Annotated in this window: 17 protein-coding genes; 13 read left to right on the top strand and 4 right to left on the bottom strand. The window is 72.8% G+C overall.

The window, feature by feature from the left end; genetic code table 11:
• The first annotated feature begins 30 nt into the window (after positions 1 to 30).
• On the top strand, positions 31 to 813 hold the full coding sequence (locus tag AMK22_RS06205; protein ID WP_073782207.1) for an adenosylcobinamide-GDP ribazoletransferase: 783 nt from the start codon (positions 31 to 33) through the stop codon (positions 811 to 813).
• Between the two features lie 99 nt (positions 814 to 912).
• Here the strand turns inward: AMK22_RS06205 and AMK22_RS06200 are convergent, their stop codons facing one another.
• Positions 913 to 1,803 carry an endo alpha-1,4 polygalactosaminidase gene (locus AMK22_RS06200; protein WP_073782206.1) on the bottom strand — a complete coding sequence of 297 codons (891 nt, stop codon included), beginning with the start codon at positions 1,801 to 1,803 and terminating at the stop codon, positions 913 to 915.
• A 294-nt stretch (positions 1,804 to 2,097) separates the two neighbouring features.
• On the opposite strand from AMK22_RS06200, the gene AMK22_RS06195 reads away from it, so the two are divergent.
• The 7 genes from AMK22_RS06195 to AMK22_RS06165 all read left to right on the top strand — a co-directional run bounded on the left by AMK22_RS06195 (position 2,098) and on the right by AMK22_RS06165 (position 12,846).
• A complete protein-coding gene (locus AMK22_RS06195) occupies positions 2,098 to 3,654 on the top strand; it encodes a leucyl aminopeptidase (protein WP_073782205.1) in 1,557 nt (518 codons plus the stop codon).
• Positions 3,655 to 3,992: 338 nt separating this feature from the next.
• Positions 3,993 to 5,381 (top strand): dihydrolipoyl dehydrogenase, encoded by a 1,389-nt coding sequence (gene lpdA, locus AMK22_RS06190; RefSeq protein WP_073782204.1) that lies wholly within the window; start codon positions 3,993 to 3,995, stop codon positions 5,379 to 5,381.
• A gap of 61 nt (positions 5,382 to 5,442) precedes the next feature.
• Entirely contained in the window at positions 5,443 to 7,263 is a 1,821-nt protein-coding gene (gene sucB / locus AMK22_RS06185; protein WP_073782203.1) for a 2-oxoglutarate dehydrogenase, E2 component, dihydrolipoamide succinyltransferase, read from the top strand.
• A 148-nt stretch (positions 7,264 to 7,411) separates the two neighbouring features.
• Positions 7,412 to 8,035 carry a GntR family transcriptional regulator gene (locus AMK22_RS06180; RefSeq protein WP_073782202.1) on the top strand — a complete coding sequence of 208 codons (624 nt, stop codon included), beginning with the start codon at positions 7,412 to 7,414 and terminating at the stop codon, positions 8,033 to 8,035.
• Positions 8,036 to 8,441: 406 nt separating this feature from the next.
• Positions 8,442 to 11,108 (top strand): pyruvate dehydrogenase (acetyl-transferring), homodimeric type, encoded by a 2,667-nt coding sequence (gene aceE / locus AMK22_RS06175; protein WP_073782201.1) that lies wholly within the window; start codon positions 8,442 to 8,444, stop codon positions 11,106 to 11,108.
• A 183-nt stretch (positions 11,109 to 11,291) separates the two neighbouring features.
• Entirely contained in the window at positions 11,292 to 12,263 is a 972-nt protein-coding gene (locus AMK22_RS06170) for a helix-turn-helix transcriptional regulator (RefSeq protein ID WP_073782200.1), read from the top strand.
• Between the two features lie 61 nt (positions 12,264 to 12,324).
• A complete protein-coding gene (locus AMK22_RS06165; RefSeq protein WP_073782199.1) occupies positions 12,325 to 12,846 on the top strand; it encodes a DUF4240 domain-containing protein in 522 nt (173 codons plus the stop codon).
• 237 nt (positions 12,847 to 13,083) lie between these two features.
• Here the strand turns inward: AMK22_RS06165 and AMK22_RS06160 are convergent, their stop codons facing one another.
• A complete protein-coding gene (locus tag AMK22_RS06160; RefSeq protein WP_073782198.1) occupies positions 13,084 to 13,854 on the bottom strand; it encodes an SDR family NAD(P)-dependent oxidoreductase in 771 nt (256 codons plus the stop codon).
• 181 nt (positions 13,855 to 14,035) lie between these two features.
• Between AMK22_RS06160 and AMK22_RS06155 the strand changes: the two genes are divergently transcribed.
• Complete coding sequence (locus AMK22_RS06155; protein WP_079185946.1) at positions 14,036 to 14,734, top strand: TetR/AcrR family transcriptional regulator; 699 nt, start codon at positions 14,036 to 14,038, stop codon at positions 14,732 to 14,734.
• Here the strand turns inward: AMK22_RS06155 and AMK22_RS06150 are convergent.
• Entirely contained in the window at positions 14,692 to 15,219 is a 528-nt protein-coding gene (locus AMK22_RS06150; protein WP_073782815.1) for a GNAT family N-acetyltransferase, read from the bottom strand. The two genes, AMK22_RS06155 and AMK22_RS06150, sit on opposite strands and share 43 nt — an antisense overlap.
• A gap of 212 nt (positions 15,220 to 15,431) precedes the next feature.
• Between AMK22_RS06150 and AMK22_RS06145 the strand changes: the two genes are divergently transcribed.
• A complete protein-coding gene (locus tag AMK22_RS06145; RefSeq protein ID WP_073782197.1) occupies positions 15,432 to 16,331 on the top strand; it encodes a TIGR01777 family oxidoreductase in 900 nt (299 codons plus the stop codon).
• 395 nt (positions 16,332 to 16,726) lie between these two features.
• A complete protein-coding gene (locus tag AMK22_RS06140) occupies positions 16,727 to 18,049 on the top strand; it encodes an NAD(P)/FAD-dependent oxidoreductase (RefSeq protein WP_073782196.1) in 1,323 nt (440 codons plus the stop codon).
• Positions 18,050 to 18,168: 119 nt separating this feature from the next.
• On the opposite strand, the gene AMK22_RS06135 is transcribed toward AMK22_RS06140, so the two are convergent.
• Positions 18,169 to 19,809, bottom strand: coding sequence for a regulator (locus tag AMK22_RS06135; protein ID WP_073782195.1), 1,641 nt, complete (start codon positions 19,807 to 19,809; stop codon positions 18,169 to 18,171).
• 272 nt (positions 19,810 to 20,081) lie between these two features.
• On the opposite strand from AMK22_RS06135, the gene lipB reads away from it, so the two are divergent.
• Together lipB and lipA are read left to right on the top strand one after the other, a co-directional pair.
• Entirely contained in the window at positions 20,082 to 20,894 is an 813-nt protein-coding gene (gene lipB / locus AMK22_RS06130; RefSeq protein WP_073782194.1) for a lipoyl(octanoyl) transferase LipB, read from the top strand.
• A 243-nt stretch (positions 20,895 to 21,137) separates the two neighbouring features.
• Complete coding sequence (gene lipA, locus AMK22_RS06125) at positions 21,138 to 22,103, top strand: lipoyl synthase (protein ID WP_073782193.1); 966 nt, start codon at positions 21,138 to 21,140, stop codon at positions 22,101 to 22,103.
• Positions 22,104 to 22,259: the final 156 nt, after the last annotated feature.

Genomic DNA, 22,259 nt, shown 5'->3' with positions numbered 1-22,259 from the left:
CGGCCGGTCGCAGCGATTAGCCTGCGCGCCGTGACCTTCCTGAACAGCCACGGCCCGCGCTTCGCCTTCGGCACCCTGACCGTGATCCCCGTCCGCGTCACCCGGTGGGACCGGGACACCGCCCGCGCCGGGATGCTGTGCGCCCCGCTCGCCGGTCTCGTGGTGGGAGTGCTCGCGGCGGCGGCCGGTGTTCTGCCGCTGCTGCTCGGCTCCGGGCCGCTGCTCGCCGCGGTGGCGTCCGCCGCCGTGCCCGCGGTGCTGACCCGGGGGCTGCATCTGGACGGTCTCGCGGACACCGCCGACGGTCTGGGCAGCGGCAAGCCGGCCGACGAGGCGCTGCGCGTCATGAAGCGGTCGGACATCGGCCCGTTCGGCGTGATCACGCTGCTGTTCGTGCTGCTGGCCCAGGTGGCGGTGCTCCAGCAGTCGTACGGGCGGGGCTGGGCGCACGGCGCGGTGGCGGCGGTCGTCGCCGCGGTGGCGGCCCGGCTGGCGCTCACCCTCGCCTCCCGCCGGGGCGTGCCCGCGGCGCGTCCGGAGGGTCTGGGCGCGGCGGTGGCCGGGACCGTCCCGGTGGCGGGGGCGGTGGCGGCGGGCGTCGTGGTGGTCGCGGCGTGCGCGGGGGCGGGTGCGCCGCTGGGCGGGTACGGGGCGGCGGCGCACCACGCGCTCGCCGTACTGGCCGCCCTCGCCGCCGCCGACCTGCTGCTGCGGCACTGCGTCCGGCGCTTCGGCGGGGTGACCGGGGACGTCTTCGGGGCCCTGGCCGAGACGGCGGCGACGACGGCGCTGGTGGTGCTCGCGCTCGGATAGGTCCCCCGTGCGACGGGCGGGGCCATGACCGTCCCCCCGGCCCCTGTGCGGGGGACGGGGACTACGGCCGGGCCCCGGCCCCTGCGCGAGGGGCGGGGACTACGGCCGGGCCTGCGGGCACTCCTGACGCCACACGCCCAGGTCGTACTTCTTCCGCAGCGAACTGAGGCCCAGCCGCTTCGAGTCGGCGCAGAACCGGGCGACCGGCAGTTCGTACTCGACGTGGAAGACGGCCTTGCCCGCCTTCACGAAGGGGGTCAGCGCGTCGCACTCCTCGAACTGGGCGCACTGCTCGTTGACCGCGAAGTCGAAGTCCGGTTCCAGCTCCGGGATCTGGCCGAGGTCGTTCTTCAACCCGACGGCGAGTCCGTGACGGTGGGCGATCCGGGCGATGAGCCGGTTGTAGCGCAGCTGGTCGGCGGCGGTGAGCGGGAAGCCCGTACGGTTGCGATAGCCGTCCATATTGTCGGGCTCCACCGCGTCGAAGCCCTTCTCCGCGCACATCTCGATCCGCTTCTCCATCAGCGGTTCCAGGATGTCGGTGCGGCGGATGTCGAGCCACCACTCCCCCTCCCAGCCGTTGCTCTCGCCCCGCACCGACTTCGGGAACTTCCCGGCGTCGGGGCGGAAGTCCTCCCAGGCCCCGGTGGACAGGTAGCAGATCACCTTGCGGCCCCTGCGGTGCAGATCGGCTACGGCAGGCGCCCCGTGGTCGAAGCCGTCGATGTCGTACACGGGGACGTCCACCGTGGGGTCGAGCTTGCCGGAGAGCTGCCACTGCCAGCCAGTGCCGGGCTCGGGCCGCCAACGCGCCTCCTGCCCACCGGGCTTCTCCCCGGTCTTCTCACCGGATTTCCCGGAACTCGCGGCGGACGTCCCGCCGGGTTCCGGGGCGGCGGTGCAACCGGCCAGCAGGGCCAGCAGGGCCAGGACCACGGCCGGCAACACCGCGCCCGGACGTGTCGGGCGGGCGGCTCGTCGGGCGCGCATGGTTCTCCCCCTCGGGTGCGGCATTCCGAACGACCCTACTTCCACCGTTTGTTCACCCCGTACGACCCCACCGCATGTCCGTGCGACCCGCGGCCCCGGCCTCCGCCGACGGCCGTCCGCGAGCGCGGCCCGGGCTCCCGCGCCGTTCATTCGACGGCCCGCCGCCGTGTTCCCGCAGCAAAGGCGCGCGTAGGCTCATTCCCGGCACATCGCGACGGCGTCTACGATGCGCCGGGCATGGTCGGCCCACCCCTCGACCGACAACGAACTCAACGGAAGCGAGATTTCACCACCGTGACTGCTCTCACTCTCAGCACTGCCGGTGCGGCGACGCTGCGCGCCGACGCACTCGTCGTCGGCGTCGGCAAGGGCGCCGGATCCAAGTCTGGGGGCCTGGTCCTCGCACCGGGCGCCGAGGCCGTGGACAAGGCGTTCGGCGGGAAGCTCGCCACCGTCCTGGAGGCCCTGGGCGCCACCGGTGCCGAGGGCGAGGTGACCAAGCTCCCCGCACCCGACGACCTCAAGGCCCCGGTCGTCCTGGCGGTCGGACTCGGTTCCGCCCCGGACAAGGACGAGGCGTACGACGCCGAGGCGCTGCGCCGGGCCGCGGGCTCGGCCGCCCGCGCGCTGGCCGGTTCGAAGAAGGCCGGTTTCGCGCTGCCCGTCGAGTCCGCCGAGGACGCCGGGGCGATCGCCGAGGGCGCGCTGCTCGGCGCGTACGCGTTCACCGCGTACCAGGGCGGCGAGGACAAGGTCGCGCCCAAGGGCAAGAAGAACGGCAACGGCCCCAGGCTGCCGCTGGGCGAGGTCGCCCTGCTCGGCGCCAAGCCGCGCGACAAGGCGTTCAAGGCGTCCGCCGAGCGTGCCGTCGCGCTGGTCGAGGAGATCAACCGCGCCCGCGACCTGATCAACACCCCGCCGAACGACCTGTACCCCGAGTCCTTCGCCGCCGTGGCCGCCGCCGCGGGCAAGGAGCACGGCATCAAGGTGCAGGTCCTCGACGAGAAGGCGCTCGTCAAGGGCGGCTTCGGCGGCCTGCTCGGCGTCGGCAGCGGCTCGGTCAACGGCCCGCGCCTGGTGAAGCTCGCCTACACGCACCCGAAGGCGGAGAAGACCCTGGCCCTCGTCGGCAAGGGCATCACCTACGACTCGGGCGGCATCTCCCTGAAGCCGGCCGGCCACAACGAGACGATGAAGTGCGACATGAGCGGCGCCGCCGCCGTGTTCGCGGCCGTCGTCGCGTCCGCCCGTCTGGGCCTCCAGGTCAACGTCACCGGGTGGCTGGCGCTCGCCGAGAACATGCCGTCGGGCAGCGCCACCCGCCCCGGCGACGTGCTGCGCATGTACAGCGGCAAGACCGTCGAGGTCCTCAACACGGACGCCGAGGGCCGCCTGGTCCTCGCCGACGCGCTGACCCGCGCCTCGGAGGAGAACCCGGACGCGATCGTCGACGTGGCGACGCTGACCGGCGCGATGATGCTGGCGCTGGGCAACCGCACCTTCGGCATCATGGCGAACGACGACGCCTTCCGCGCCTCCGTCCACGAGATCGCCGAGGAGGTCGGCGAGGCGTCCTGGCCGATGCCGCTCCCCGCGGACCTGCGCAAGAGCATGGAGTCCGCGACGGCCGACATCGCCAACATGGGCGAGCGGATGGGCGGCGGCCTGGTGGCCGGCCTGTTCCTCCAGGAGTTCGTGGGCGAGGGCATCGCCTGGGCGCACCTGGACATCGCGGGTCCGGCCTTCCACGAGGGCGCGCCGTACGGCTACACGCCGAAGGGCGGCACCGGTTCCGCGGTCCGCACGCTGGTGAGGCTGGCCGAGCGCACGGCCGCCGGCGACCTCGGCTGAGGCCGCGTCACGCGGACGACCACCGGCCCCGGGCATACGTCCGGGGCCGTTCGCGTTCCCCCCGTGGCACCACGGCGCGGAGGAGGGTTTCGCTCTCGACGAAACTTGATGGGCACAGCACCTCACTACGCAGCGGTAACCGTCCGGGACGGATGATCGTCCTTCCCAGACCCGGGCCCCGCGTCCCGCCACCCGTCGACAAGTGCGAAGATGGGTTCTCGGCAGGACAGGGCCCCCACCACAGGGCCGAACGACAAGCGGCCGCACACCAGCCGACCGGCCGGTCATCCCCCAGCGACGGGGCCCGGCGTACGGCGCACATGCATGGAGGACGTGACGTGGCGAACGACGCCAGCACCGTTTTCGACCTAGTGATCCTCGGCGGCGGTAGCGGCGGTTACGCCGCGGCCCTGCGCGGGGCGCAGCTGGGCCTGGACGTCGCCCTGATCGAGAAGGGCAAGGTCGGCGGCACCTGCCTGCACAACGGCTGCATTCCCACGAAGGCCCTGCTGCACGCCGGCGAGATCGCCGACCAGGCGCGCGAGGCGGACCAGTTCGGTGTCAAGGCCACCTTCGAGGGCATCGACATCAAGGCCGTCCACAAGTACAAGGACGACGTCATCTCGGGCCTGTACAAGGGTCTGCAGGGTCTCATCGCCTCGCGCAAGGTCACGTACATCGAGGGCGAGGGCCGGCTCTCCTCCCCCACCTCTGTGGACGTGAACGGTCAGCGGGTCCAGGGCCGCCACGTGCTGCTGGCGACCGGTTCCGTGCCGAAGTCGCTGCCGGGCCTGGAGATCGACGGCAACCGCATCATCTCCTCGGACCACGCGCTGAAGCTGGACCGCGTCCCGAAGTCGGCGATCGTGCTGGGCGGCGGCGTCATCGGCGTCGAGTTCGCCTCGGCGTGGACGTCCTTCGGCACCGAGGTCACGGTCATCGAGGGCCTGAAGCACCTCGTCCCGGTCGAGGACGAGAACAGCTCGAAGCTCCTGGAGCGCGCCTTCCGCAAGCGCGGCATCAAGTTCAACCTCGGCACGTTCTTCCAGAGCGCCGAGTACACCCAGGACGGCGTCAAGGTCACCCTGGCCGACGGCAAGACCTACGAGGCCGAGGTGCTGCTGGTCGCCATCGGCCGCGGCCCGGTCTCGCAGGGCCTGGGCTACGAGGAGGCCGGCGTCGCGATGGACCGCGGCTACGTCCTCGTCGACGAGTACATGCGCACCAACGTGCCCACCATCTCGGCCGTGGGCGACCTGGTCCCCACGCTCCAGCTCGCGCACGTCGGCTTCGCCGAGGGCATCCTCGTCGCGGAGCGCCTGGCCGGTCTGAAGACCGTCCCGATCGACTACGACGGCGTCCCGCGGGTGACGTACTGCCACCCCGAGGTCGCCTCCGTGGGCATCACCGAGGCCAAGGCCAAGGAGCTCTACGGCGCGGACAAGGTCGTCGCCCTGAAGTACAACCTCGCGGGCAACGGAAAGAGCAAGATCCTGAAGACCGCGGGCGAGATCAAGCTCGTCCAGGTCAAGGACGGTGCGGTGGTCGGCGTCCACATGGTCGGTGACCGCATGGGCGAGCAGGTCGGCGAAGCCCAGCTGATCTACAACTGGGAGGCGCTGCCGGCCGAGGTCGCGCAGCTGATCCACGCCCACCCGACCCAGAACGAGGCGATGGGCGAGGCCCACCTGGCTCTGGCCGGCAAGCCCCTCCACTCCCACGACTGATCCAGTCGACCGGGCGCGACGACCGACCACTTCCGCACTTTCGTAAGGAGCAACCGAAACCATGTCGGTTTCCGTAACCCTTCCGGCGCTCGGTGAGAGCGTCACCGAGGGCACTGTCACCCGCTGGCTGAAGGCCGAGGGCGAGCGCGTCGAGGCCGACGAGCCGTTGCTCGAGGTCTCGACCGACAAGGTCGACACCGAGATCCCGGCCCCGGCGTCCGGCGTCCTCACCGCCATCAAGGTCGCCGAGGACGAGACCGTCGAGGTCGGCGCCGAACTGGCCGTCATCGACGACGGCACGGGTGCGCCCGCCGCCGCTGCCGCCCCGGCCGCCGCCGAGCCCGAGGCCGCCCCGGCCCCGGCTCCCGAGGCCCCCGCCGCCCCGGCCCCGGCCCCGGTCGCCGAGGCTCCCGCCGCCGCTCCGGCCGGTGGCGCGGCCGGCACCGACGTCACCCTCCCCGCGCTCGGCGAGAGCGTCACCGAGGGCACCGTCACCCGCTGGCTGAAGGAGGTCGGCGAGGAGGTCACGGAGGACGAGCCCCTCCTGGAGGTCTCCACGGACAAGGTCGACACCGAGATCCCGGCCCCGGTATCCGGCGTGCTGCTGGAGATCGTGGTCGCCGAGGACGAGACCGCCGAGGTCGGCGCCAAGCTCGCCGTGATCGGTGCCCCGGGTGCCGCTCCGGTGGCTGCCCCGGCCGCTCCGGTCGCCGCCCCCGCGCCCGCCGCCGCACCGGCTCCCGCCCCGGCCCCGGCCGCTCCGGCGGCCCCCGCCCCGGCCCCGGTCGCGCCCGCCGCTCCGGCCCCGGCTCCGGTCGCGCCTCCGGCCCCGGCTCCGGTCGCCCCGGCGGCCCCGGCTCCCGCCCCGGTCGCACCCGCCGCCCCCGCCCCGGTCGCACCCGCCGCCCCGGCTCCCGTCGTCGCCGCCCCGGCCGCGACCGCCGGTGACGACGGCGCGTACGTCACGCCGCTGGTCCGCAAGCTCGCCGCCGAGACCGGTGTCGACCTGGGCGCGGTCAAGGGCACCGGCGTCGGTGGCCGTATCCGCAAGCAGGACGTCGTCGCCGCCGCTGAGGCCGCCAAGGCCGCCGTCGCCGCGCCGGCTCCGGTCGCCGCCGCTGCCGCCGCCCCGAAGGCGCCGAAGCTGGAGGCGTCCCCGCTGCGCGGTCAGACGGTCAAGATGACCCGCATGCGCAAGGTCATCGGCGACAACATGATGAAGGCGCTGCACTCGCAGGCCCAGCTGACGTCGGTCGTCGAGGTCGACGTCACGAAGCTGATGAAGCTGCGCGGCCTGGCGAAGAACGCGTTCGCGGCCCGTGAGGGCGTCAAGCTGTCCCCGATGCCGTTCTACGTCAAGGCGGCGGCCCAGGCGCTGAAGGCCCACCCGGTCGTCAACGCCCGGATCAACGAGGACGAGGGCACCATCACGTACTTCGACTCGGAGAACATCGGCATCGCCGTGGACGCCGAGAAGGGTCTGATGACCCCGGTCATCAAGGGTGCGGGCGACCTGAACATCGCCGGCATCGCGAAGAAGACCGCGGAGCTGGCGGGCAAGGCCCGCGGTGGCGGGCTGACGCCGGACGACATGTCCGGCGCCACCTTCACCATCAGCAACACCGGCTCGCGCGGTGCGCTGTTCGACACCGTCATCGTGCCCCCGAACCAGGTCGCCATCCTGGGCATCGGTGCCACGGTCCGCCGTCCGGTGGTCATCGACCACCCGGACCTCGGCGAGACGATCGCGGTGCGCGACATGACGTACCTGTCGCTCTCCTACGACCACCGTCTGGTGGACGGCGCGGACGCCGCCCGTTACCTGACCACGGTCAAGGCGATCCTGGAGGCCGGTGAGTTCGAGGTCGAGCTCGGCCTCTGAACGTCGCGGCTGTAACCAGCCTCACGAGCGGTGCCCCCGTCCGGACCACGTCCGGGCGGGGGCACCGCCGTATTGTCTAGTCATTCACCGGTCGCCTCGGCCGCCGTGATGGCGCAGACAGCACCGGTCCGCCTCGAAGGAGCTCCACATGACCCCGCCCGTCGTCCACTCGCTGCGCGAACAGATCCGCGAGCACATCGTGGACGGGATCGTCAGCGGGCGCTGGAAGCCGGGCGAACGGATCGTGGAGCGCCGCATCGCCACCGAGCTGGAGGTCAGCCAGACGCCCGTGCGCGAGGCCCTGCGGGAACTGGAGACGCTCCGGCTGATCGAGTCCGCCCCCAACAAGGGCGTGCGGGTCCGCAACCTCACCGCGGCCGATCTGGAGGAGAGCTATCCGGTCCGGGCCGGTCTGGAGCAGATCGCCGCGGAGCTGGCGGCCCCGGCCCTGGGCGAGGACTGCTCGCGCCTGGCCCCGCACGTGGCGGCGCTCTACGAGGCGGACCGGCTGGCCGACGGCGAGGCGCAGGTGCGGCACACCGTGGCGTTCCACCGCGAGATGGTGCGGGCCGCCGGGAACGCCGTGCTGCTGCACACCTGGGAGGGACTGGGCATCGAGGTGTTCACCGCCCTGTCGATCCGCTGGCTGGGCACGGTGCAGAAGTCGTACGCGGAGGAGCACGAGGCGCTCATCGAGGCGTTCCTGCGCAAGGACCCGGACATCGGGGCGCTGGTCAAGGCGCACGTCCTGGGCTGCGCGCCGCGCGCCTGAGCAGCACGGCGGCGGCGACCGGCCCGGTACTCGTCCGGCACCCGGGCGACCGGCCCCGCGCTCGTCCGGCATTCCGGCGACCGGCCCGGCGCTCGTCCGTCCCGTGCGAGGCCGTCCGGGACCTGTCCGACGCCGCGCAGGCCGTCCGGTACAGGTGACGCATCTGTGACGAGGGGTGCTCGACTGCGCGATCACGCGCCCCTTTTGCGCACTAAATCCCGTCACTCCGTGCCCCACTTCGCGGCACCGAATGCCAATTTCTTCATATCGAGAAGTTTTGCCGTTCACCCTTTGATCGATCATCGATCGACGGCCTAGAGTTCAGTCGCGGGCTCACCGGCCCCATCGCCCTGTCCTGCCAGCCAGGGACTTCTCCACCCTCCTCCCACTCCGGAAGGCGGCGATCATGACCGACCCCGTAAAGCTTCCGAGCGAGCTCGATCAGCTCCCGGACCGCGACCCCGAGGAGACCGCCGAATGGGCGGCCTCCCTGGACGCCGTCACCAGGGCCGCCGGCCCGCACCGCGCCGCGTATCTGATGCGCCGCTCGCTCCAGCACGCCGAGGGCGCCGGTCTCGCGCTGCCCAAGCTGCTGGAGACCGACTACGTCAACTCCATCCCGACCGCCGCCGAGCCCGCGTTCGGCGGCGACCTGGAGATGGAAAGCCGGATCACCGCCTGGAACCGCTGGAACGCGGCCGCGATGGTCACCCGCGGCGCCCGGTTCGGGGTCGGCGGTCACATCGCCACCTTCGCCTCGGCCGCCTGGCTGTACGAGACCGGCTTCAACCACTTCTTCCACGGCAAGGAGGGGGACGGCTCGGGCGACCAGATCTACGTCCAGGGCCACGCCTCCCCCGGCATCTACGCCCGTGCCTTCCTCGACGGCCGGCTCAGCGAGCGGCAGCTCGACAACTTCCGCCAGGAGGCGGGCGGCGACGGCCTGCCGTCCTACCCGCACCCGCGTCGGCTGCCCTGGCTGTGGGAGTTCCCCACCGTGTCGATGGGCCTCGGCCCGCTCTCCGCGATCTACCAGGCGCGCTTCAACCGCTACCTGACCAACCGCGGCATCAAGGACACCTCGAACTCGCACGTCTGGGCCTTCCTCGGCGACGGCGAGATGGACGAGCCCGAGTCGACCGCCGCCCTCGCCCTCGCGGCCCGCGAGCGGCTGGACAACCTGACCTTCGTCATCAACTGCAACCTGCAGCGCCTCGACGGCCCGGTGCGCGCCAACTTCCGCGTGGTCCAGGAGCTGGAGGGCGCGTTCCGCGGGGCCGGCTGGAACGTCGTCAAGACGCTCTGGGGCAACGCCTGGGACGAGCTGTTCCAGTTGGACACCACGGGTGCGCTGGTCCGTCGGCTCCGCGAGGTCCCGGACGCGCAGTTCCAGACGTACGCCACCCGCGACGTCGCGTACATCCGTGAGCACTTCTTCGGCGCCGAGCCCGCGCTCGTCGAGATGGCGAAGCTGCTCACCGACGCGAAGATCGCCGAGTGCTTCTACACCTCGCGCGGCGGCCACGAGCCCCGCAAGGTCTACGCGGCGTACAAGGCGGCCCTGGAGCACAAGGGCGGCCCGACCGTGATCCTCGCCCAGACGGTGAAGGGCTTCACGCTCGGCAAGGGCTTCGAGTCCAAGAACGCCAACCACCAGATGAAGAAGCTGTCCGCCGACGAGTTCAAGGACATGCGCGACCTGCTGGGGCTGCCGATCCCGGACAGCGCCTTCGTCGACGGCCTGGTGCCCTACGGCCACCCGGGCGCCGACTCCCCCGAGGTGCGCTACCTCCAGGAGCGCCGCGCCGCCCTCGGCGGCCCGGCCCCGGCCCGCCGGGTGCACTCCGTGGCGCTGCCCGAGCCCGAGGAGCGTGCGTTCGCCGCGCTGAAGAAGGGGTCCGGCAAGCAGGAGATGGCCACCACCATGGCCTTCGTCCGCCTCGTCAAGGAGCTGATGCGGGACAAGCAGACCGGCAGGCGCTGGGTGCCGGTCGTGCCCGACGAGGCCCGCACCTTCGGCATGGAGTCGCTGTTCCCGTCGGCCGGTATCTACTCGCCGCTGGGCCAGACGTACGAGCCGGTCGACCGCGACCAGCTGATGTACTACAAGGAGGCCAAGGACGGCCAGATCCTCAACGAGGGGATCACCGAGGCCGGCGCCCTGGCGGACTTCATCGCCGCGTCCACGTCGTACGCGACGCACGGCGAGCCGATGATCCCCTTCTACATCTTCTACTCGATGTTCGGCTGGCAGCGCACTGGCGACCAGTTCTGGCAGCTCGGCGACCAGCTCGGACGCGGCTTCGTGGTCGGCGCCACGGCGGGCCGCACGACGCTGACGGGCGAGGGTCTCCAGCACGCGGACGGTCACTCGCACCTGATCGCGTCCACGAACCCGGCCTCGCTCAACTACGACCCGGCGTTCGCGTACGAGATCGCGGTGATCGTCAAGGACGGTCTGCGCCGGATGTACGGTCCCGACGCCGAGGACGTCTTCTACTACCTGACGGTCTACAACGAGCCGAAGCCGCAGCCCGCGATGCCGGAGGGTGTCGAGGAGGGCATCCTCAAGGGCCTCTACCGCTTCAAGGAGGGCACGCCCGCGAAGGCGGACGCGCCGCGCGTCCAGCTGCTGGCCTCCGGTACGGCGATCCACTGGGCCCTGGCGGCACAGGAGCTGCTGTCGGCGGACTGGGGCGTCACGGCCGACGTGTGGTCCGCGACCTCGTGGGGCGAGCTGCGCCGGGAGGCCCTGGCGTGCGACGAGGCGCTGCTGCGGGGCGAGCAGCGGGTGCCGTACGTGACCCGCGCCCTGGAGGGCGCGCCGGGTCCGGTCCTGGCGGTCAGCGACTGGATGCGGCAGGTCCCGGACCAGATCAGCCAGTGGGTGGAGCAGGACTGGTCCTCGCTCGGCACGGACGGCTTCGGTCTGTCCGACACCCGTGACGCGGCCCGCCGCCACTTCGGTGTGGACGCGCAGTCGATCACGGTCGCGGCGCTGGCCCAGCTGGCCCGCCGCGGCGAGGTGAGCGCGGCCGCGGTCAAGGAGGCCCGGGAGCGGTACGGGCTGTGACCCTGGGGTGACACCGGGAACGGTGGAAGGCGGCGGCCGGGTGCGCCCGGCCGCCGCCGCACCGTTTCCACCACCGCACCGTTTCCGCGGCCGGGTGGCGCAGGCCGGCCGACGCCGGACCGGGGCGGCGCAGGCCGGGACAGCGGGCGCGGGCGGTGGACGGCCCGCGGCCACAATGGGGCCATGCGTGCTGCCCGCCTCATCAAGATGGTGCTGCTCCTGCAGTCCCGCCCCGCCATGACCGCCGCCGAGCTCGCCCGGGAGCTGGAGGTGTCCGAGCGGACCGTCACCCGGGACGCGCAGGCCCTCTCCGAGGCGGGTGTTCCGGTGTACGCCGACCGGGGCAGAGCCGGGGGCTACCGCCTGGTCGGCGGGTACCGCACCCGCCTCACCGGTCTCGCCCGCGACGAGGCCGAGGCGCTCTTCCTCTCCGGACTGCCCTCCGCCCTGCGCGAGATGGGTCTGGAGGAAGCCGCGTCCGCCGCCCGGCTCAAGGTGTCGGCGGCCCTGCTCCCTTCACTGCGGGACGCCTCCGAGAACACCGCCCGGCGCTTCCACCTGGACGCGCCCGGCTGGTTCCGGGAGCCGGAGACCCCCGAACAGCTGTCCGCCGTCGCGCAGGCCGTGTGGGACGACCGGCTCGTGCGTGCCCGCTACCGCCGCAACGGGCGGGACGAGGACGTGGAGCGGGAACTGGCCCCCTACGGGCTCGTCCTGAAGGCCGGTGTCTGGTACCTCTGCGCCCGGGTGGCGGAGGACTTCCGGGTGTACCGGATCGACCGGTTCTCGGCGGTCACGGTGTCGGACGAACGGTTCGCGCGCGACGAGGACTTCGACCTGCCGGGGTTCTGGGCGGAGCGGTCCGCGCAGTTCGCCCGCTCACTGCTGCGGGAGGAGGTGACGGTGCGGGTGTCGAAGGAGGGCGTACGCCGACTGCCGCACGTGATGGACCGTTCGGCGGTCCGGGAGGCCCTGGAGGCGGCGGGCCCGCCCGACGCGCGGGGGTGGCGCACGCTCACTCTGCCGGTCGAGTCCCTGGAGATCGCGTACGCCCAACTGCTGGGGCTGGGGCCCGAGTCGGAGGTGCTCGAACCGGCCGGTCTGCGGACCCGTCTCGCCGCGGCGGCGCGGCGCCTGCACGACCTGTACCGCTGAGCGCGTCCTCCGGTCGCGTCCGCGTGCGCGGTCCGTCGGCACGGCCGATGCTTGATCCGTGATGGACGAGACGGAGTTCTGGGAGATCATCGACAGCACCCGCGAGGACGCCGAGGGCGACCCCGAGGATCAGGCCGATCTGCTCGTCGAACGACTGGTGCGGCTCGATCCGGAAGCCGTGCTGGATTTCGCCCGGCACTTCGAGGCCCGTTACAACCGCGCGTACCGCTGGGATCTGCGCGGCGCCGCCGCCGTGCTGCTCGGCGGGGCGGGCGACGACGCCTTCGACTTCTTCCGCTGCTGGCTGATCGGGCAGGGACGGGAGGTCTTCGAGGGCGCGCTGCACGATCCGGACGCCCTCGCCGATCTCCTCGACGACTTCGACGAGGAGATCGACGGGGACGGTGAGGACCTCGGCTACGCCGCCGACGAGGCGTACGAGCAGCTCACCGGCGTGGTCGATCCGGACCTCGGGCTGCCGCCCCAGCCCGCGGAGCCGGAAGGCGTCCCGCTGGCGATCGAGGACGAGGCGACCCTCGCAGAGCACTTCCCCGCGCTCTGGGCACGGTTCAGGGGCGGCTGAGCGCGACCGCGCGCGGCTGAACGCGCCGGATGGAAGGGACTTCTCCGCGCTGGGAACGGGCCCCTCCGCGTCGGGTGGAACGGGTCCCTCCACGCCGGGGCGGGCCTCTCCTCACCAGGACGGGCGCCTCCCCGACGCGGAGACGATTCTCCCGCGCCGGGCACGGGTCTTTTCGACCGGAGACGCTACTTCCGCTCCCGGGGCGGGGCTCCCCGGGCGGAGGCGGCTTCCTCCGGTTCAGAAGTGGGTGCCTCCGTCGATCCGGATCTCGGTACCCGTGATGAACGCCCCGTCCCGGGAACCGAGCATCGCGACGACCCCCGCGACGGTGTCCGGACTGGCGAACCCCTGCCCCAGCGCCGGGGCCAGCTTCGCGAAGAGCGACATGTCGGCGTCGGCGGGCAGCCCGGGGCCGGTTCCGCTGGTCATCTCGGAGGAGATCGAACCGGGGGCGACGGCGACGACCCGGAGTCCTTGCTTGCTGTACTCGCTCGCCAGCGCGTGCGTCATCGACTGGATGCCGCCCTTGCTCGCCGCGTACGCCGACATGTAGGGGTGCGCGAAGCTCGCCGAGGTGGAGGAGAAGTTCACGACGACCGGCTCGACGCCCGCCAGCAGGGCCGGGATCGCCTCGCGGATCATCAGGAACGTACCCGTGAGGTTCACTGCGATGATCTTGTTGAAGAGTTCCAGCGAGGTCTTGTGCGTGTGCTCGGACCGCAGGATCCCGGCCGCGTTGACGAGGACGTCGAGACCGCCGAGGACCTCCAGGGCGGAGGCGACACCCGAGCGGACCGCCTCCTCGTCGGAGATGTCGAGGGCGAGGACGGTGAGGCGGTCGGCGGTGCCGTTCGCCTCGGCCGACGCGTACGTGGCCTTCAGCCCGGTCTCGTTCACATCGGCGGCGACGACGCGGCCGCCCTCCGCGAGGAGCCGGTGGACAGTGGCCTGCCCGATGCCGGAGCCGCCTCCGGTGACGAGCGCGCGGCGACCTTCGTAGCGGTTCATGTCTGTTCTCTCCCGATCCCGGCGCATGCCGTGTCGAACCCCTCGGACGCCCTGAATGTCCTGGACGTCCCGAAGCCGCCTCTTCACGACCTCGAACGATGTCCACCGTACGCCTAGGTGGCACGTTTTGCCACGACGTCATTTCATGCATGGTGATCACTCGCCGGGGTAGTCTGCGGGGGTGAGCCCCAAGCCGAATCAGCCGTCCCTCACCGAGCGCCGCAAGGCTGCGACCCAGCTGGACATCGCGCGCGCCGCCGCCGCGCTCTTCGCCGAACGGGGGCCCGACGGCACCACGGCGGAGGACATCGCGCTCCGGGCGGGGGTCGCGCTGCGCACGTTCTACCGGTATTTCCGCTCCAAGCAGGACGCGGTGGGGCCGCTGCTGTGCGGCGGCGCGGAACGCTGGCGGGCGCTGCTCGAAGCGGCCGATCCGGGGGACGGGTTCGCCCGGGCCCTGGAGAAGGCGGCCGCCGAGGCGCTCCGGATGCCCGACGCGCAGGCCGTCGAGGAACTGGAGCGGACGCGCGGGCTGCTGCGGGCGGCGGCGGACGACCCGGCGCTGCGAGCCGTCTGGTACCGGGGCAATCAGGAATCGGAGGAGCGGCTGCTGCCGGTGCTGACCCGGCTGGCGGGCGAGGGGGCGGACCCGCTGGAGGTGAGGCTGGCCGCGGCCGCCGCCACGGACGCGGTGCGGGTGGCACTGGAATCCTGGGCGCTGACGGACGCGCCGACGAGCGGGCCCGGCTCACCCGCCGATCTCGCGGTGCGCTGCCTGCACGAGCTCATTGGCGGCATGCGACTGTTCGACGACCGAGCCGGGGACGCGAGGGCGGATCAGGGGGCGAGCGAACGCCCCATCAGGACGTCGTCGACATAACGGCCGTCGAGGAAGAACTCGCCGCGCAGCACGCCCTCGACGACGAACCCCTCCGCCTCGTACAGGGCGCGCGCGGGCGCGTTGTGCCCGAGCACCCGCAGCGTCATCCGGTTGGCGCCGCCGTCCCGCGCCGCCGCGCACGCGGCCCGCAGCAGGGTCCTGGCGACGCCCCGGCCGCGCGCCCAGTCGGCCACGGCCAGGCCCTGTATCTGGCGGACGTGGGAGTTGCAGGGCAGCGGGGTCGGCGAAACGACCCTGATGTACCCGGCGATCCCCGTCTCCCCCTCCTCGTTCTCCGCCTCGGCCACGAGAAGGTCCTCGGGCAGGTGGCGGTCGTCGAAGAAGGGCGAGTAGGGCGGCTGCGGCCTCGGCATCACCGCGTGCAGGGGCGACCAGGTGGCGCGGTCGAGCTCTCCGAGGGCGTCGTCGTCGGAGAGGTTCGCGGGGCGGACGGAACAGGCCGGAGGTGTGTGGATCTCTTGCATGCGCGCCACTGTGCCACGCCGTCCACCCGTCGGACAGCTCATTTCGCCCGTCGACGGACCGGCCCCGCCCCGTCCGCCGGCGGACCGGTCCCGTCCGCCGAGGACGGCTTTCGTCGGCGGACGGCGGCCCGATGTCGCCCGGTGGGGCCGTTCTGCCTCCCGGTCGGCCCGGCCGGTGGGGCATCCGGGGACCCCTGCGGCAGGATGGGGCCATGCTGCACTCCCGTATCGCCGTCAGCGGAGCGTCCGGACTCATCGGAGCGGCGCTCGTGCGCTCGTTGCGGGCCGACGGGCACGAGGTCGTCCGCCTGGTACGGCACCCGGCGCGGGCCGGCGACGAGGTGGAGTGGAGCCCCGAGCGCCGGTACGTCGACGTGGCGGGCCTGGTCGGCTGCGACGCCGTCGTCCACCTCGCCGGGGCCGGGGTCGGCGACCACCGCTGGACACCGGCGTACAAGCGGGAGATCCGGGACAGCCGGGTGCACGGGACGACGGCGGTGGCCGAGGCCCTCGCCTCGCTGGACGTGCCGCCGAAGGTGCTGGTGTCCGGGTCGGCCATCGGCTACTACGGCGACACCGGGGACCGGGCGGTCGACGAGAGCGCCCCGGCCGGCACCGGGTTCCTGCCGTCCGTCTGCGTGGAGTGGGAGGCGGCGACGACGGCCGCGCAGGAGGCGGGCGTACGGACCGTCCACGCCCGTACCGGTCTGGTCGTGGGCCGGGCCGGCGGGGCCTGGGGGCGTCTCTTCCCGCTGTTCCGGGCGGGGCTCGGCGGACGGCTGGGCGACGGGCGCCAGTACTGGAGCTTCATCGCCCTGCACGACGAGGTCGCCGCGCTGCGGCACATCCTGGACACGGAGTCGCTGTCGGGCCCGGTGAACCTCACCGGCCCCGACCCGGTCACCAACGCCGAGGTGACCGCCGCCATGGGCCGGGTACTGCGCCGCCCCACGCTGCTGACCGCCCCCGCACCGGCCCTGCGCCTGGTCCTCGGCGACTTCGCCGAGGACGTGCTGGCCAGCCAGCGGGTACTGCCCGGCCGGCTGCTGGACTCGGGCTTCGCCTTCGCCTTCCCCGGCATCGACGCGGCGATCCGCGCGGCGCTGAGCTGAGCGGCCCGCGCCACTCCGTACGACACCGCGCCGAACGCGGCGCGGAACACCGGTCCGAGCCATGCCGAACACGGCACGCAACACCGGACCGAACGCCCCCACCGAGACCGAACGCTCCGTACGCCACCACCCCGCACCACGCCGAACGCGCCTCGTGGCGCCGCGCCCAGCGCACCGTGAAGGGCACCGGCGCACACCGGTCGCGCCTCTCGGACGCGCGGCCGTCCGCGCCCGCCACCGAATCGGACGGACATGCGACCCCGTGCAACGGTGCCCCGGGTGCGCGCGTCTGCGACTGTCCCGGACGCCCTCCTAGCCTCCTTGCGAACTCCGGTACTCCGGGGGCCTGTCGGGGGCACGAGCCCCCACCGGTTGCGACGACTCGGGGAGGGCACGTGCTCAGCTCGGCACATCACGCGGACGTCGTCATCATCGGGGCAGGCATCGCCGGCCTGTCGGCCGCCCACCGCCTGACCAGCGCGGGAGTGAGCGTCGACGTCCTGGAGGCGAGCGACCGGGTCGGCGGCCGGATGACCACGACCGAGTCGGACGGCTTCCTGCTCGACCACCTCGGACCGCTGCTCAGCACCGCGTACCCGGAGCTCCGCCTCATGCCCGCCCTCGAAGGACTCGCCCTGCGCCCCTTCGCACCGGGGCTGCTCGTCCACAGCGAGGGCCGCCAGTACCGGACCGGCGACGTACGGGGCGCGCGGGGCGCGTTCAAGGCGGCGCGCGCCCTGGCGAGCTCTCCCCGGCCGCCGATGGGCGGGCCGATCGACCGGGCCCGGCTGGGTGCCGCCCTGAACCGGCTCGCCGCCACCCCGGCGTCCCGCATCCTGGCCCGGCCCGAGCAGACCGCGCTCGCCGCCCTGTCCCACCGGGGCCTGCCCTCCCGAACGGTCAACGGCTTCCTGCGCCCGCTTCTCTCCGCGCTCCTGAGCGACCCGGAACTCACCACGTCCAGCCGCTGTGCCGACCTCGTCCTGCGCGACTACGCGCGCGGCAGGCTGTGCGTGCCGGCGGGCGGTGCGGGCAGGCTGCCCGAGCTGCTCGCGGCCTCGCTGCCGCCCGGCACGATACGGACGGGGGTCCATGTCACGGCCGCCGACATCACCTCGGTCCGCACCAGGGAGCACGGCGAACTCGGCTGCCGTTCCCTGCTGTTGGCGACCGGCGCCGGCGCCGCCGCCGCATTGCTGCCCGGTCTGCGGGTGCCCACCTTCCACCCGGTGACGGTGCTTCATCACACCGCGCCGGTTCCCCCGCAGACCGGTGCCTCACTTCTGCTCGACTCCGACCGTTCGGGTCCGGTCGCGCACACGGCGGTGATGAGCGCGGTCGACCCCGCGCGCGCCCCGCGCGGCCGGACGCTGATCAGCTCGACGGTGCTCGGCACCCCGCCGCCGGACCTGGACCGCGCGGTCCGTTCCCATCTCGCCGTCCTGTACGGCACCCCCACCGACGACTGGGAGCTGCTGGCCGCCCATCACGACCCCGAAGCCGTCCCCGCGATGCCCGCGCCCCACGATCTGCGCCGCCCGGTCCGGCTGCTCGCCGGGCTGTACGTGTGCGGCGACCACCGCGACACCAGCACGGTCCAGGGCGCCCTGTGCTCGGGGCGTCGCGCGGCCGAGGCGATCCTCACGGACCTGGGTGTGCGCCCGGGGCGCGGAGGAAAGGGCGACGGAGGCGGTGAGGCACTCCCCGAAGCGGCGTGACGCCCCCGGCCCGCGCCGCCGGAGCGGCGTGACACCCGGTCAAAGTGGCCCGCCGGGCCGGGCGGAGAACCGCTCGCCGTCACCTCGGCGAGACATGCCCCACCCCGGCGCGACTCGCCTCAGCCCAGCGCGGCGACCCGTTCGCGGTATCCGCGCACCGCGGCCGCGTCCCGGTACGGTTCCAGACGGCGCTCGAAGTCCCGTACGTACTCCGTCGCCCGTGCCGACCGCATCTCCATCGCCTGCTGGGCGGCCTCGGCGCCCAACAGGCATGCCTGGTCGAGCTCACCGAGCCCGAGCCGGGCGCAGGCCAGCACCACCCGGCAGAACAACCGGCTGCGGGCGTACACCGGTGCGCGCAGTTCGAGGGAGCGCTCCGCGTGCTGCGCCGCGGCGCGGTACTGCTGGAGGTCGCGGTGGCAGTGCCCGAACTCGTCGGCGAGCTGGGCCTCGTCGAAGTGTCGCGCCCAGTGCGGGACCTCGTCCCCAGTGCGGGCGATCTCCAGTGCGCGTTCCGCCCTCGCCAGCGAGGCGGTGCAGGACCTGGCGTCGCCGAGCACCCCGTGCCCCCGCGCCTCGACGGCGTGCAGCAGGGACTGGACGACGGGCGGCGCCGACGAGCCGATGCCCTGCTGCGCCACCCGGGCCAGTTGCACGGCTTCCCTGCCGTGCCCGAGATAGACCGCCTGCCGGCTCATGGTGATCAGGACGTAGCTGCCGTACGCGCGGTCCCCCGCGGCCTGGGCCAGCCGCAGCGCCTGGACGAAGTACCGCTGGGCCAGGCCGTGGGCCGCGATGTCGTACGAGGTCCAGCCCGCCAGCCGGGTCAGATCGGCGGCGGCGGAGAATAACCGGCGCCCGGTGGCCTCGCCGTACGTGCCCCGCAGCATCGGCTCCGTCTCGTGCTCCAGGTAGCGGACGAGCGCCTGGCGGGCGTGGCCGCCGCCGTAGGTGTGGTCGAGGGTGCGGAAGAGTTCGCCGACCGATCGGAGGGCGGCGACATCACCGCCGCCGACGCGCTGGCCGGGGCTCCGCTCGGTCTGCCGCTGCCGGGGCACAGCGGGGCCGCCGGACGGACCGACGGGGGGCCCGGACGGCGCGGGCGGTCCGGCGGGCCGGGACGGACCCGGCCCTCGCGTCCCGACATGGCCGCCGTGCATGCCGCCGGGCCAGTGCACCCCATGCGACCCATGTGCCCCGTGCGACCCGCGTGCCCCCTGTGCTCCGGCCCCCTCGGACGTCCGGACCCCGCCGGGCGTACGGCTCCCGGCCGTGTCGCCCGGCACCGGCGCGGCGGACTCGCTCCCCCGCGCCACCCACTCGTCGGCCCGGCCGATCAGCCAGTCCCGGCTGGGCACGACGAGCCCGGCCGGAGTGAAGGCGATCTTGCGCAGCTCGGCGTGGCTGCCCGAGTCCTTCCGCCACAGTCCGCTGACGATGTCGACGGCCTCGGCGGGCGTGGCGGCGAACTCCAGGCCCGCGTAGACCGGAGCGCACGCGTCGAGGCCCAGATCCTGCGCGGAGAGGCGACGGCCGAGTCTCCGGGTGAAGACCTCGGCGATCAGCGCCGGCGTGGTGCCGCGCGGCTGCTGACCGCGCAGCCAGCGGGTCACGGAGGTCTTGTCGTACCGCAGATCGAGGCCGTGCTCCAGACCCAGTTGGTCCACCCTGCGGGCCAGACCGGCGTGCGAGAAGCCGGCCTCGGTGATGAGGGAGGCGAGTCGGCGGTTGGGTGTGCGCTGCGGAGGTCGTTCCGACATCAGCTGTACGGTCTCCTGCCTTCGGGGCCGGGCGGGCAGCCCTAATGGAACGGCGTGAATTTAGCGGCCTTCGCCCAGGCCAAAGCCACCTTCGCTTCGCTTTCATCCGATCGTGTGAGGATTGATGGCGGCGCTGACGAGGCCCGACGGAATCCACCTGCCGGTCCGTCTCCCCGGCACCGGACGTACAGTGGCTCGGGGCTGATTCAGTGCTGGTGACGCGGCTCCGGGCATACCCGGCCCCCGCCACCACGAGTAGGGAGGCATCTGTCGTGACCGAGCTCCGGTTCGTCCGGCTGGGATTCGGCGAGGAAGCCGTCGACTACCAGGTGGCCTGGCAGAAGCAGCGCGAGGTGCACGCGGCCAGGTTCGAGGACGCCGTCCCCGACACCTGCCTGATGCTGGAACACCCGCCCGTCTACACGGCGGGTCGGCGCACGACCGACAGCGAGCGCCCACTGGACGGCACCCCGGTCATCGACGTGGACCGGGGCGGCAAGATCACCTGGCACGGCCCGGGCCAGCTCATCGGCTACCCGATCCAGAAGCTGCCCCGCCCGGTGGACGTGGTGGCGCACGTCCGCCGGCTGGAGGAGGCGCTGATCCGTACCGCCGCCGAGTTCGGTCTGGAGACCACCCGGATCGAGGGCCGCAGCGGGGTCTGGGTGCTGGGCGACCCGGTCGAGGACCGCCCGCCGTTCGGCGGTCTCTCCCTCGACTTCGACCCGCGGCTGACGGACGAGGAGTTCGACGCGCGGCTGCACGGGCCCGAGTACGCCCCGTCCAACGCGGGCCAGCGCCGCGAGGACCGCAAGCTGGCCGCGATCGGCATCCGGGTCGCCAAGGGCGTGACCATGCACGGCTTCTCGTTCAACGTGAACCCCGACACCACCTGGTTCGACCGCATCGTGCCGTGCGGCATCCGGGACGCGGGCGTCACCTCGCTCGCGTACGAGCTGGGCCGCGACATCACGATCGCCGAGGTGCTGCCGGTCGTCGAGAAGCACCTCAAGGACGTCCTGGAGAACGCGGAGCTCGCCCCCCGCGCCGTCGAACACCCCACGGACGCCGTGGCCACGGCCTGACGGCCGGGACTGCCCGGTGACGGTCGAGGCGGTCCCGTGACGGCCGGAGCCCGATGTCCGGGCGGTCCGGTGAGGGCCGACGGGGGGGCGCGGGACGTGCCCGCCGGGAATAGGGCCTGCCGGCCACAGGTTGGCCAGTCGTAAAGCCGTGTGAACCACGGGCGTACCCTGGTGTCCGCCGAGGAATCCAATGCCGAAGCAACCGAAGCAACCAGTGCAGTGAAAGCAAAGGGGAGTGCCGGAGTGTCCGCTGTCGCACCCGACGGGCGCAAGATGCTGCGCCTGGAGGTCCGGAACAGCCAGACCCCCATCGAGCGCAAGCCCGAGTGGATCAAGACCCGGGCGAAGATGGGTCCCGAGTACAACCAGTTGCAGAAGCTCGTGAAGAGCGAGGGTCTGCACACGGTGTGCCAGGAGGCCGGCTGCCCCAACATCTTCGAGTGCTGGGAGGACCGCGAGGCCACGTTCCTCATCGGTGGCGACCAGTGCACCCGGCGCTGCGACTTCTGCCAGATCGACACGGGCAAGCCGCAGGCGCTGGACCGGGACGAGCCGCGCAGGGTCGGTGAGTCCGTGGTCGCCATGGACCTGAACTACGCCACCATCACGGGCGTCGCGCGCGACGACCTGGAGGACGGCGGTGCCTGGCTGTACGCGGAGACCGTGCGCCGGATCCACGCGATGACCGCGGAGCGGGAGGCCGGCCGTACCAAGGTCGAACTGCTGATCCCCGACTTCAACGCGGTGCCCGAGCAGCTCGCCGAGGTCTTCTCCGCGCGCCCCGAGGTGCTCGCGCACAACGTCGAGACCGTGCCGCGGATCTTCAAGCGGATCCGCCCCGGTTTCCGTTACGAGCGTTCCCTGGAGGTCATCACGCGGGCCCGTGAGGCCGGTCTGGTGACCAAGTCCAACCTGATCCTCGGCATGGGCGAGACCCGCGAGGAGGTCAGCGAGGCGCTGCGCGACCTGTACGAGGCGGGATGCGAGCTCATCACGATCACGCAGTACCTGCGCCCGTCCGTGCGCCACCACCCGGTCGAGCGCTGGGTGAAGCCGCAGGAGTTCGTGGAGCTGAAGGACGAGGCCGACGCGATCGGCTACTCCGGTGTGATGTCCGGGCCGCTGGTCCGTTCCTCGTACCGCGCGGGCCGGCTCTTCCAGCAGGCGATGGACCGGCGCGGCGCCGCCACCACGGCTCCCACCGTGTGAATCCGCCCACAGGCGAATACTCTCCGGTCATCACCGGTCCGAAGCGGCCCCGTGCGCTCCTCGCAGGTCAAAGGCGCATATGGGCCGCTTCGGCGTGCGCCGCGTCCGGATCGAGGTTTCATTGGTGTGTGGCCCCCCGGTCATACGCTGGTCACC

The sequence above is a fragment of the Streptomyces sp. CB01580 genome (assembly GCF_001905795.1).
In the GTDB taxonomy this organism is placed as follows: Bacteria; Actinomycetota; Actinomycetes; order Streptomycetales; family Streptomycetaceae; genus Streptomyces.
The sequence above is the reverse complement of the archived record's forward strand: the minus strand, read 5'-3'. Positions and strand labels throughout refer to the sequence as shown.